Source organism: Arthrobacter sp. R4-81 (assembly GCF_054792365.1).
In genome coordinates this window covers 3,055,686-3,067,507 of the sequence record NZ_CP096445.1, presented here as the reverse complement: position 1 = coordinate 3,067,507, position 11,822 = coordinate 3,055,686, and the positions used below count along the sequence as shown (strand labels likewise).

General features: G+C 61.9%; 15 protein-coding genes. 12 read left to right on the top strand and 3 right to left on the bottom strand.

What is annotated here, in order from left to right:
• Positions 1–5: 5 nt before the first annotated feature.
• Complete coding sequence (lexA, locus tag M1E05_RS14265) at positions 6–755, bottom strand: transcriptional repressor LexA (protein ID WP_461163325.1); 750 nt, start codon at positions 753–755, stop codon at positions 6–8.
• A gap of 483 nt (positions 756–1,238) precedes the next feature.
• Here lexA and M1E05_RS14260 point away from each other — a divergent pair, with 483 nt between their 5' ends.
• From M1E05_RS14260 to M1E05_RS14225, 8 genes are all read left to right on the top strand, one after another.
• The gene (locus M1E05_RS14260) at positions 1,239–1,640 is read left to right on the top strand and encodes a LysM peptidoglycan-binding domain-containing protein (RefSeq protein ID WP_461165253.1); all 402 of its coding nucleotides are present in this window, start codon (positions 1,239–1,241) and stop codon (positions 1,638–1,640) included.
• A 77-nt stretch (positions 1,641–1,717) separates the two neighbouring features.
• Positions 1,718–2,836, top strand: a complete 1,119-nt coding sequence (locus M1E05_RS14255; protein ID WP_458110949.1) for a histidinol-phosphate transaminase — start codon at positions 1,718–1,720, stop codon at positions 2,834–2,836.
• A gap of 61 nt (positions 2,837–2,897) precedes the next feature.
• Complete coding sequence (gene hisB / locus M1E05_RS14250) at positions 2,898–3,524, top strand: imidazoleglycerol-phosphate dehydratase HisB (RefSeq protein ID WP_461163324.1); 627 nt, start codon at positions 2,898–2,900, stop codon at positions 3,522–3,524.
• The gene (gene hisH, locus M1E05_RS14245; RefSeq protein WP_461163323.1) at positions 3,521–4,309 is read left to right on the top strand and encodes an imidazole glycerol phosphate synthase subunit HisH; all 789 of its coding nucleotides are present in this window, start codon (positions 3,521–3,523) and stop codon (positions 4,307–4,309) included. The genes hisB and hisH overlap by 4 nt, the downstream gene beginning before the upstream one ends.
• On the top strand, positions 4,309–4,467 hold the full coding sequence (locus M1E05_RS14240; RefSeq protein ID WP_309107201.1) for a hypothetical protein: 159 nt from the start codon (positions 4,309–4,311) through the stop codon (positions 4,465–4,467). The genes hisH and M1E05_RS14240 overlap by 1 nt, the downstream gene beginning before the upstream one ends.
• A 52-nt stretch (positions 4,468–4,519) precedes the next feature.
• Positions 4,520–5,266: a bifunctional 1-(5-phosphoribosyl)-5-((5-phosphoribosylamino)methylideneamino)imidazole-4-carboxamide isomerase/phosphoribosylanthranilate isomerase PriA gene (priA, locus tag M1E05_RS14235; protein ID WP_461165252.1), complete on the top strand. Its 747-nt coding sequence runs from the start codon at positions 4,520–4,522 to the stop codon at positions 5,264–5,266.
• Positions 5,267–5,268: 2 nt separating this feature from the next.
• A complete protein-coding gene (locus tag M1E05_RS14230) occupies positions 5,269–6,138 on the top strand; it encodes an SseB family protein (RefSeq protein WP_461163322.1) in 870 nt (289 codons plus the stop codon).
• Between the two features lie 54 nt (positions 6,139–6,192).
• Positions 6,193–7,491, top strand: coding sequence for an MFS transporter (locus M1E05_RS14225; protein ID WP_461163321.1), 1,299 nt, complete (start codon positions 6,193–6,195; stop codon positions 7,489–7,491).
• Positions 7,492–7,609: 118 nt separating this feature from the next.
• On the opposite strand, the gene M1E05_RS14220 is transcribed toward M1E05_RS14225, so the two are convergent.
• A complete protein-coding gene (locus M1E05_RS14220) occupies positions 7,610–7,996 on the bottom strand; it encodes a DUF1844 domain-containing protein (protein ID WP_309107204.1) in 387 nt (128 codons plus the stop codon).
• 388 nt (positions 7,997–8,384) lie between these two features.
• Between M1E05_RS14220 and infC the strand changes: the two genes are divergently transcribed.
• The 4 genes from infC (at position 8,385) to M1E05_RS14200 (ending at position 11,310) form a co-directional block, all read left to right on the top strand.
• Entirely contained in the window at positions 8,385–9,500 is a 1,116-nt protein-coding gene (gene infC, locus M1E05_RS14215) for a translation initiation factor IF-3 (RefSeq protein WP_461163320.1), read from the top strand.
• Positions 9,501–9,614: 114 nt separating this feature from the next.
• Entirely contained in the window at positions 9,615–9,809 is a 195-nt protein-coding gene (gene rpmI, locus M1E05_RS14210; protein WP_009358635.1) for a 50S ribosomal protein L35, read from the top strand.
• 117 nt (positions 9,810–9,926) lie between these two features.
• Complete coding sequence (gene rplT / locus M1E05_RS14205) at positions 9,927–10,376, top strand: 50S ribosomal protein L20 (RefSeq protein WP_247048688.1); 450 nt, start codon at positions 9,927–9,929, stop codon at positions 10,374–10,376.
• A 37-nt stretch (positions 10,377–10,413) separates the two neighbouring features.
• Positions 10,414–11,310: a TrmH family RNA methyltransferase gene (locus M1E05_RS14200; protein ID WP_461163319.1), complete on the top strand. Its 897-nt coding sequence runs from the start codon at positions 10,414–10,416 to the stop codon at positions 11,308–11,310.
• 130 nt (positions 11,311–11,440) lie between these two features.
• On the opposite strand, the gene M1E05_RS14195 is transcribed toward M1E05_RS14200, so the two are convergent.
• Positions 11,441–11,710, bottom strand: a complete 270-nt coding sequence (locus M1E05_RS14195; RefSeq protein ID WP_247048690.1) for a GlsB/YeaQ/YmgE family stress response membrane protein — start codon at positions 11,708–11,710, stop codon at positions 11,441–11,443.
• Between the last annotated feature and the right edge of the window lie 112 nt (positions 11,711–11,822).

Genomic DNA, 11,822 nt, shown 5'->3' with positions numbered 1-11,822 from the left:
GGGTCCTAGATGGAGCGCAGGACTGAGACCACTTTGCCCATAATGGTGGCATGATCGCCCAGGATGGGCTCGTACTGCGTGTTCTGTGGCAGTAGCCATGTGTGGCCGTCCCGTTGGCGGAACGTCTTGACTGTCGCTTCATCGTCCAATAGCGCGGCCACGATATCGCCGTTGACTGCGTCGCTCTGACGGCGCACAACCACCCAGTCACCATCACAAATCGCGGCATCTATCATGGAGTCTCCCGCTACCTTCAGCATGAACAGCTCTCCGTGGCCAACGAGCTGGCGGGGGAGCGGCATAAACTCTTCGACGAGCTGCTCGGCGAGAATAGGACCGCCTGCGGCGATGCGCCCGACCAGGGGGACCATGGCGGTGTCTGTTGCGCCAGCGAGTTCCGTTACCGGTTGACGGCCTACACTCCTGAACCGGTTTGGCTTTTCCGGCCGTGAAGGCTCCGTTCCGCCTTCTTCCAGGGTCAGCGGCATCAACACTTCCATGGCGCGCGGACGCTTCGGATCCCGGCGCAGGTAACCGAGTTTCTCCAGCTGGGACAGCTGGTGGGTCACGCTGGACAGGCTCGCAAGGCCGACTGTGTCCCCGATTTCACGCATGGATGGGGGATAGCCGTTGTCATTGACCGACCGTTGAATGGTCTCCAGGATTCTCTTTTGGCGAAGAGTGAGGCCCTTGGGCGTCCGGGCATTCTGCGAGGCCCCTGCGGTGGCCTTGCTGCCCGCGGCTTGTGCTGCCATTTTCGCCAACGCCTTTCCATTTCTCCCGGCTTCTGAGCGCCAGCCGCCGGGAACGTTCTGCCTGAATGTCAGACCCTGCTGATCAACTGCAGATGTGGTTGTCCTGATCAATGTTTCTTTGATCAAACCTAGGCCAGCCAAGGGAGTTTTTCAAACATTTGTTCTAGTGAGTCTCGACAATGTTCGATCATAGATGCTAAAACTTAGTCAGTAAGGTTCGAATATGTGTTCTAGTCGGTTTTCTAGTTTGCTTGCTCCGGTCGCCGAATTCGTTCAAGCGTTCGAAACCGGAGGCCGGTGGCAATGAATACCTTGCCATCAATGAACACGACGGGCAGCACAGTATGGTCCAGGAGGACGGTCATGTCAGCTACATCCGCGTTCCACGAGTTCTTTCCGCAATCGGTCTCCGGGGAGTCTCAGTCGGCGACGACGCTGCACAGTTCCCTCGCCCCGCAGAGGCCCGCTCTCTATGAGCCCGAAATGGCACCTGCCGGTCACGGGGCCCGCGCCCACGAAGAAGACAGTGGCTACGGTGCTGGCACCCCTGGTCAAGCCCATGGCCGGGTGCAGGCACCGCTGCGGCTTACCCGGCGCGGATGGATTGTCCTGGTGGTCTTGCCCCTTATGCTGCTGGCTGCCTTGCTGATGTCGCTCTCGGGATTCCTTACGTCTCCGGCCAAGGCAGCTGACACCGTCGCCGAGCTCTCCCTGACTCCCACTGTGACCGTCACCGTGCAGCAGGGCCAATCCTTGTGGGCCATCGCCGGCACTGTTGCACCTGAGCGCGATCCGCGGGATGTCGTGGCTGACATCGTGCAGTTGAATAACCTCGATGGAGGTGCGGTCAGTCCGGGGCAGCAGCTCTTTGTCCCCTCCGCGTGAGCCCTGTCCTCGAGCCCGGCTTCGCCCGGAGGCGTCACAGTTTTCCGGCCCCGGCATCAGGCACTTAAACTGTTCTGGTGACTGACCAGCTAGCGCGCTTGAACCGACTGCCACTCCGCGACAATCTCCGGGGCCTGACGCCTTACGGTGCGCCGCAATTGGATGTGCCCATCCTGCTGAACGTGAATGAGAACACTCACGGCGTGCCAGAGGATGTTCTGAAGGCCATCTCCGAGGCCGTAACCGCTGCAGCCGCCGGACTGAACCGGTATCCCGATCGGGAGTTCAGTGAGCTCCGGTCAGCCCTGGCCGAGTATCTGGGGCATGGGCTCGAGGCCGAAAATATCTGGGCAGCCAATGGATCCAACGAAGTCCTGCAGCAGACACTGCAGGCTTTTGGCGGACCTGGCAGGACAGCTTTGGGCTTTCCCCCCACGTACTCCATGTACCCCTTGCTTGCCAGCGGTACTGACACCGAATACGTTTCCGGCCTGCGCGCTGCCGATTACGGGCTAAGCGCAGAGTACGCGGCCGAACAGGTCCGGGAGCTTCGACCGAACGTAGTTTTCCTGAGCTCACCTAACAACCCCACCGGAACCGGCCTTGGCCTGGACGTAGTGAAGGCTGTCTACGAAGCCGGTGAGGAGAGCCGCACCATTGTTATCGTGGACGAGGCCTACCACGAGTTCGCACACGATGGTACTCCCAGTGCACTCACGCTCCTCCCCGGGCGGGAACGCCTGATCGTAACGCGCACCATGAGCAAAGCGTTTGCACTGGCCGGAGCCCGGCTCGGTTACATGGCGGCAGCGCCTGAAGTCACTGATGCCTTGCGCCTGGTCCGCTTGCCATACCACCTGTCAGCGGTCACCCAGGCAACAGCCCTTGCCGCCCTGCAGCACCGGGAAGCGTTGATGGCCGACGTCGAGGACATCAAAGCTCAACGCGACAGGATTGTCTCGGAGCTGACACGAATGGGCCTGACACCTGCCGCTTCCGATTCCAACTTTGTTTTCTTCGGGGGACTGGAGAATCCGCACGCAGTCTGGCAGGCACTTCTTGATTGCGGAGTCCTGATTCGCGACGTCGGCATTCCCGGACATTTGCGGGTGACGGCAGGAACAGAGGCCGAGACCACAGCATTCCTTGAGGCACTGGAGCGCATCCTGACAAGGCAAACCGCAGTACCGGCCTAAACTTGAACCAAGACCCAGAAGCCCCACGCTTTCAGGCCCTTCTTCCTAAGGACATATCACCATGAGTAACCCTGGATCCATTGCTGCCGCGGCACGGACTGCGCGAATGGAGCGCGCGACCAGTGAATCCTCTGTACTGGTAGAGATCAATCTGGATGGATCCGGAACATCGGACATCGATACTTCGGTTCCCTTTTACGACCACATGCTCACGGCACTCTGCAAGCATTCCCTGATCGATATCACGGTCAAGGCCACCGGTGACACGCACATCGATGTCCACCACACAGTGGAAGACGTCGCCATCACCTTCGGAGAAGTCCTGAAAGTGGCCTTGGGTAACAAGGCAGGTATCCGGCGTTTCGGAGAAGCGACCGTTCCCCTTGATGAAGCGCTGGCGCACGCAGTCGTGGACGTCTCCGGCAGGCCTTATCTGGTCCACGGCGGCGAACCTGCCGGCCAGGAATACCACCTCATTGGCGGCCACTTCACAGGCTCACTCACCCGCCACGTTTTCGAAGCCATCACCCTGCACGCAGGAATATGCCTTCACATGAACGTCTTGGCCGGCAGGGACCCCCACCACATTGTGGAGGCACAGTTCAAGGCGTTCGCCCGGGCACTGCGCGCGGCCGTGGAAACCGATCCGCGCGTGGACGGAATCCCATCAACTAAGGGGGCATTGTGACCGGAAAGCTCATCCAGGACGGCGCGATCCTTGATCCGGACGCCGCCGTCAAGCCCTCCTCGCCGGAGGGTAAGCCCACCGTCACGGTCCTGGACTACGGCTCGGGCAATGTCCGCTCTGCTGTCCGGGCGTTGGAGCGTGCCGGAGCCGAAGTAATCCTGAGCGCCAAGCCCCAGGACGTACTGAACGCCGATGGCCTGGTGGTCCCCGGCGTCGGCGCTTTCGAGACCGTTATGAACGAACTGAAAGCCGTAGACGGTATTCGGATGATCGGCCGACGCGTAGCCGGCGGCAGGCCCGTCCTGGCCATCTGCGTCGGACTTCAGGTGTTGTTCGAAGCCGGCGTTGAGCACGGCACAGAGGCCGAAGGAATGGGTGAATGGCCTGGGAAAGTCGAGTTGCTCCCGGCCGACGTCGTGCCGCACATGGGCTGGAACACGGTCAAGGTTCCCGAGGGTTCGCACCTCTTTGAAGGTGTCGAGAATGAGCGCTTCTACTTCGTTCACTCCTACGGCGTCCAGACCTGGGACTTCGATGTGATCCAGCCGCGGATGGCTCCGCCACTGGTCACCTGGTCCGAGCACGGGGCACCTTTCATTGCCGCGGTTGAAAACGGCCCTTTGGCTGCCACGCAGTTCCACCCCGAGAAGTCCGGTGATGCCGGTGCCCGTCTATTGCGTAACTGGGTCAACGGCCTGCGTCATGGGCGGCGTGCCGAGGCTCCTGCTTCCGCAGAAGCCGCTCCCGCCAACCCCTCTTCAGCTCAACCTGCAGCAGACGCATAGTGTGGTCCATAGTGCTGATGGGCCTCGCCGGGTTGCTGGTCGGCGGGGCGTTGTCCTTCCGGCAACAGAAAGCACCACGCTGGATCCAGGTGGTGTTCTATACCCTTGCTGGAATGGCGCTCCTGGCCGCCTACATGCTGACGCTGCCTGCCGCCTGACATCACAGCCGGCTACATTTCCTACTCCGCTCCACCACCCTTGAGGACCATGATGAACGACGAAACCCCGCTGCCGGTACTTGAACTGCTCCCGGCCGTTGACGTAGTGAACGGCCAGGCCGTACGACTGGTCCAGGGCGAAGCAGGAAGCGAGACCAGCTACGGGACTCCGCTCGAGGCTGCACTGAACTGGCAACAGCAGGGTGCCGAGTGGGTTCACCTTGTTGACCTCGATGCTGCCTTCGGGCGCGGCTCGAACTCGGAGCTGCTGCGGGAAGTCGTTGGCAAGCTCGACATCAAAGTGGAACTTTCGGGTGGGTTGCGGGACGACGAATCACTGGAGAGGGCCCTGGATCTGGGTGTCGCCCGGGTCAATCTCGGGACCGCCGCCCTCGAAAACCCGGAGTGGACGCAGCGTGCCATTGACCGCTTCGGCGACCGCATCGCCGTCGGGCTTGACGTCCGGGGCACCACCCTTGCAGGCCGCGGCTGGACGAAGGAAGGCGGCGACCTGTGGGAGGTACTGGAGCGGCTTGAGGCGGCCGGTTGCGCCCGCTACGTTGTCACTGACGTCACCAAGGACGGCACGCTGCAAGGTCCAAACGTGGAACTGCTGCGCAAGATGGTGGAGAAGACCCGCAAGCCAGTTGTCGCTTCGGGAGGAATCTCGAGCCTCGAAGACCTTAGGGTGTTGCGTTCACTTGTTCCCCTGGGCGTCGAAGGAGCCATCGTGGGCAAGGCCCTCTATGCCGGTGCCTTCACCCTGCCCCAGGCGCTCGACGTCGCCGGCCGCCGCTGACAGTGGAAGGCACACCCGGCTCCCGGCCATTGCCAGGCCATATCGCTGCAGCCCTGGCCGGTGCCGGGGGCGCCGCCGATTCGGCGGGCCAGCCGTGGACAGGGCGCAGCCTCGCCGGTGAGGATGCCCGGATCCACAACTTTGAGGACGACGACGGCAAAGCCGACGCCGGGTACCTCGCCGCCGTTTCCGCCATGGTGGCGGGTGCCGGTGACGAAGATGCCATCGTGCAGGCCTTGGCCCATGCCAGGGTTTTTGTTCCCATAGTCGCTCAGCTGGGCGAAGAGGGGCAGGGCGCTGCAGGGCTCCAGGCGGACAAACAGGCAGACATGGCACTCGTGACGCTGAAGGCTCCTGACGGGCGCACCGCATTGCCGGTTTTCTCCTCTGCCGAGGCGCTCCACGCTTGGCATCAGGAGGCCAGGCCCGTTGCGGTCTACGCTGCCAGGGCTGCCTTATCCGCAGCCGCCGAAGGCGCGGAACTGATGGTGATGGATCCGGGCTCGGAGGTCACCATAGTTGTTAGGCGGCCTGCGGTCTGGGCGTTGGCTCAACAACTCCCCTGGTCACCGTCCTATGCCGACACAGATGTAGCGGATGCTGTGGCAGCAACTGCCTCTGATGTTCCCCAGATTCGGCGCATCGAGCTCCACCGTGGCGGGGGAGTAGGCACCCTGACATCCGGAGGGCTGCAGCTCAAAGGCGGCGGTGCAGGTCCGGAGCTGCGCATCGTCCTGTACTTGGTGGACGGGCTGGACGCCGCCGGAGTCCAGGAACTGGTGGCAGGCTTGAATGGCGCCTGGGCCCGGAATGAATTGCTGGCCGAACGGGTTGACTCCATCGAGGTCAAGCTGCGGCGCGCAGTAGAGTAGCTTTCGGTCAGGGGATGGATCCTCCTGCCGCTGGCAAGATTAAGGATGTAACCCGTGAATTTCGCTCTGTACAGGGAGCTGCTTGCTGTCCGGCCCGTCCGGCGACTGTTGATCGTCGGAATGATCGCCCGCATTCCACACTCAGCCGCCGGGGTACTTCTTACCCTGCATATAGTCCTGTCTCTGGGCCAGGGCTACGCCGCCGCCGGGGCTGCCGCCGCCGTCATGACCATTGGCATCGCCGTCGGCGCGCCATGGCGTGGCCGACGCGTTGACACTGTCGGCTTGCGGAAAGCTCTGATACCTTCCGTGATTTCGGAGGCCCTGATCTGGTCGGTAGTGCCTCACGTCAGTTACGAGTGGCTGCTGCCGCTGGTCTTTGTGGGCGGACTGTTCACGCTTCCGATCTTCAGCGTGGTACGCCAGTCGCTCGGAGTCATGGCCACCGGCGAGCAGCGCCGCACCGCATTCGCCCTCGATGCGATCTCCACTGAGATGGTTTTTATGATCGGCCCCGCCGCGGGAGCAATTGTCGCCACCAGCGGATTCTCCGTTCTGGGGCTCACGGTGGTGGGAATAACGACGTCGGCAGCGGGACTTTTCCTGATGTGGTTCAACCCGCCCACCCGAAGCGAAGCTGCCGACGAGGACTGCGCTGCCGAGCAGCAGCAGGCAGCTGAACTGGCTGTCGTGGCTGCGGCCCCCGCCCACGTTCAGGAGGCGGCGGCCGGGTTGAAGCCGGCGAATTCCGGTGAGCGGGCCCCGTCACGCCTCAGGGGTGCCGTCGCGCGCAACTTCACCTGGTTTACCGCCTCAGTGGCCGCGGTCTTCTCGGTCGCGGCCGGGGCCGGAATGGTCCTGAGCGGAACCGACGTCGGGATCGTCGCGTTGCTTGAGACAGGCGGTCACCAGGCCGAGATCGGACTTGTCTTCTTCTTCTGGTGCGCCGCTTCGGTGGCCGGTGGTCTGATCTATGGAGCCATGCACCGCCCGGTTTCCCCCTTGGTCCTGCTGCTGGGAATGGCTGCCCTGACCATTCCCATGGGCTTCGCGCAGGATACGCTGACGCTCGGGCTCCTGTCACTGCTGCCGGGTCTCCTTTGCGCTCCCGTCTTGTCAGCTGCCTCGGAAAAAGTAGCTGACCTCGTGGACGAGGCACGCCGGGGCGAGGCAATGGGCTGGTACGGCTCCGCCCTCACCGCCGGCGTCGCTCTCGGCGCCCCGCTGGCCGGGCTTTTCATCGACGGGATCGGACCCTCCGCAGGTTTTGTCGCCGTCGGTGTGGCAGGCGTAGCCATCTGCCTGTTGGGGCTTCTGCTCCAGCAGCGCCGCCGGAGCCAGGCGGCGTCGTAACCAAACCCCGGTTAAGTGACCAAACGACGACGACGGCGACCCGAACCTTAAAAGGTGGAGGGCCGCCGTCGTGGTCAGTCAGCAGTAAATGCTGTGTGTCAGGGGCAAACAGTAGTGGCTAGTTGACCGGCCCGGTGTACTTTTCTCCAGGGCCTTTGCCAGGAGCGTCCGGGATGGTGGATTCCTCCCGGAATGCCAGCTGAAGTGAGCGCAGCCCATCGCGCAACGGACCCGCATGCTGGGATCCGATTTCCGGCGCCGCTGCCGTGACAAGGCCTGCCAGGGCGGTAATAAGCTTGCGGGCTTCGTCGAGGTCCTTCAGTTCTGCTGCATTGTCCTCGGCGGCAAGGCCCAGCTTCACGGCTGAAGCGCTCATCAGATGAACTGCGGCAGTGGTGATCACCTCGATTGCCGGCACCTCGGAGATGTCCCGGATCTGCTGGGCCACATTGCCCTGCTCATTCGCGGGCTCATACACGTGTGAATTACTGTCTGGAGTGCTCATACTGGTAAGCTTGTCACAGACCGACTGGATGTCGTTATTTTGCTATGGATGCCCATTCCCGCCAACGTGCGGAGAACGGGTATCTTTCTGTAGAATTGGCATCTAGTTTGCAAGCGGAGATCTCTCCCACCCGCGTCAGCCGTTTTCCACGAGGAACTTTCCTTGTGGCAGCAAGGTTGCCGGGTAGCGGTCGGGCGTTTCAATCAGGCGATTGCCTGTTCGAAGCGCGTGCCACCTCACCCTTGAGGCGGGCACATCCGATCCTCGAGGCCTTCGATTGCTCCGGCAATTGGGGGCCTTCTCTATTTGCCGGTGGAGTACTCATCACAACCACAGGAGCTTTAACATTAGCGAGCCAAGAATCAATGAGCGTATCCGCGTCCCCGAGGTGCGGCTGGTCGGCCCTGCAGGCGAACAAGTAGGGATCGTCCGTATTGAGGACGCGCTGCGTTTGGCTGCCGAATCCGATCTGGATCTCGTTGAAGTTGCGCCGCAGGCAAAGCCTCCGGTGTGCAAGCTGATGGACTTCGGCAAGTACAAGTACGAGGCTGCCGTCAAGGCACGCGAAGCCCGGAAGAACCAGACCAACACTGTTCTGAAGGAAATCCGTTTCCGTCTGAAGATCGACACCCACGACTACGAGACCAAGCGGGGCCATGCGCTTCGTTTCCTCGGTGCCGGGGACAAGGTCAAGGCCATGATCCAGTTCCGCGGCCGGGAGCAGCAGCGCCCGGAGATGGGTATCCGCTTGCTTCAGCGCTTTGCGGATGATGTTGCCGAGGTGGGTGTGGTTGAGTCCAGCCCGCGCATCGACGGCCGCAACATGGTCATGGTTGTTGGTCCGCTGAAGAACAAGGCCGAAGCAAAGGCAGAAGCACGCCGTGCAACTCAGCGTGCAGAGGCCAAGGCGCAGAACGAAGCCAAGGCTTCCGGCCGCGTAGACACCAGCGGCGAAAACCAGGATTCCCTGACGCAGACCTTGGGCGATCTTCTGCCTGAAGGTTTCCTGTCTTCAACCGATGAAACCACTGAAGGCGTTCAGCCGGAGGCAGTCGAAATCGATGGTGAAGATGCAGTCCAGGAACAGCAGGCATCCGCTCCCGACGCAGGGAACGAGGCTCCCGTAAAGGAGGCCCCGGTGGAAGAGGCGCCTGCCCAGGACGCTCCCGTCGCTGAAGCTCCGGCTGTCAAGGCTCCGGTAGCTGAAAAAGCTCCGGTGACTGAAACGGTGAAGGAAGAAGCCGCCGAGGCTCCCCGTCAGGCTGCTCCCAAGGCACCTGCCCCGAAGCGCGAAGCACCGGTTGCACCTAAGGCATCACCGGCCAAGGCTCCCGTTGCCAAGGCTGCGGAAGCCCAGGCGCCTGCCTCTGAGGCTGCTGCGGCTCCCAAGCCGGCAGCAGTACCGTCGCCGCCGAAGCCAGTGGCCCGGCCAGCGGCACCGAAGCCTGCTGCACGGCCTGCAGCCCCCAAGGCTCCCAAGCCTGCGGGGAAGAAGACCAACTAGTTCAAAGCTGCAGAGGCATTGCTTCCGCAGTAAGCAACCAGCATGCCGCTCCACAGGTGGCTGCTCGAAAGAACTGCAGACATTGTCTGCGGATACGTAAGGAGATCGGTTCCCATGCCGAAGATGAAGACCCACAGCGGTGCTAAAAAGCGCTTCAAGCTGACCGGCAGCGGCAAGCTGCGCCGCCAGCAGGCCAACCGCCGTCACTACCTCGAGCACAAGTCCTCGCGCCTGACCCGTCGCCTTGCCGGCGACAAGATCGTCTTCAAGGGCGACGCCAAGGTCATCCGCAAGATGCTCGGCATCTAATTTCCAAGTTCTCTGGCTGATGCCCCCTGGCAGCAGCCAACTACCAAAAAGCCTTCTCAGGCCGGCCGGGTTTCCGGCAGTAGACGCTTGGGATCAGAATTCTAAAGGAGTACGCACGTGGCACGTGTGAAGCGGGCGGTAAACGCCCACAAGAAGCGCCGGGTTATCCTCGAACGCGCCAAAGGTTACCGTGGACAGCGCTCACGCCTGTACCGCAAGGCAAAAGAGCAGCTGCTGCACTCGTTTGTGTACAGCTACGGCGACCGCAAGAAGAAGAAGGGCGATTTCCGTCGCCTCTGGATCCAGCGCATCAACGCTGCATCGCGCGCCAACGGCCTTACCTACAACCGTCTGATCCAGGGCCTCAAGGCCGCTGAGGTCGAGGTTGACCGCCGTATGCTGGCCGAACTCGCAGTGTCCGACGCCAACGCGTTCGCCGCTCTGGTGAAGATCGCCAAGGACTCCCTGCCTGCTGACACTTCAGCTCCTGCCGTCAAGGCAGAGACGGCACCTAAGGCCGCAAAGGCCAAGGCCGCCAAGAAGCCGGTTGCTGCAGCCGCTGAGTAATTCAGGAACTGCTGGCAACAGCAACTAAAGTTCTTGTATGAACGAAACCGGGCGCCCGCAAGTCTTTCCACTCTCCAATCCCCGAGCTGATCGGGTGAGGGATGTGGCAAAGCTTGCAGGGCGCCCGGCCCGTTTAAAGCGGGAACAGTTCCTCGTTGAAGGGCCGCAGTCCGTCAGGGAAGCCCTTGTCCTCCATGCAAAACGAATTGCAGCCGGTGAGCCGGGGGTGGTGCAGGAGGTTTTCGCCAGCGAGGCATGCCTCGACCGTTATCCCGAGTTTGATGAGCTGGCCGAGGGTACCAGCGCCAGGCTCGCCAGTGACGAAGTCCTTGCAGCCATGGCAGATACAGTCAATCCGCAGGGCATCATCGCCGTCTGCAGTTTTATTGATGTGAGCCTCGAATCGGTTCTCGAAGCCTCACCACGGTTGATCGCTGTTCTATGTCAGGTCAGAGATCCCGGAAATGCGGGAACAGTCCTTCGGGCGGCTGATGCAGCCGGCGCCGACGCCGTGGTGCTCACCCAGTCCAGCGTGGACGTCTACAACCCCAAGGCCGTTCGTTCGACTGCCGGTTCCCTCTTCCACCTGCCGGTTGTGCTCGGCGTCGACGTCCAGGACTTCGCGGATCATTGCCGGGAGCGTGGAGTCGGAATCCTGGCGGCGGACGGCTACGGACAGCTGAACCTTGACAAGCTGCAGGACGAAAATGCAGCCCGGCGTCTTGGCCTGGGGGAGGTCCCCTCTGATTACCACTTGGAACGGCCCACAGCCTGGCTCTTCGGGAACGAAGCCCAAGGCCTGTCAGAAGAAGAACTTGCCCTGGCTGATCATCGGGTGGCCGTGCCGGTGTACGGGGCAGCGGAAAGCCTGAATCTTGGCACTGCCGCTACTGTCTGCCTCTACGCGAGCGCCCGGTCGCAACAGCGGGGATAGTCGCTTAAACAGTGGCGGGGCCGCCTAACAGCGGGGATAGCCGCCTAAAGAGCGGCGGGGCCCACCTGGTGGTGAGCCCCGCCGCTGATCCGCCCTGACGTTGAGCCGTCAGAAGCTCTTAATTCGTTGGTTATGTAGTGGTTTTGTTGCGGCCGGTGATTGCGCCGTAGATGCCGGCTACGACGAGGCCGCCGACAATAGCGAGGATCCAGGAACCAAGGTTCCAGAATTCCATCCGGCCACCGCCGAACAGAAGGTCGCCGATCCAGCCGCCAACAATCGCGCCGACGACGCCGAGCACAAGACTGGTTACCCAGCCCCCGCCGACTCGCCCAGGCATTACTGCCTTGACGATTGCTCCAACAATGAGTCCGAGAATGATCCAGCCTAGAAAGCCCATTTCTCCTCCTACATATTCGTCGGGATTCCTTTACAGCTCCCGATTATGGCTTCAAGCTAACACACCGCCTGTACCTTGTCAGTATGCTTATTTTTGCCTTCTGGGGCTGTCT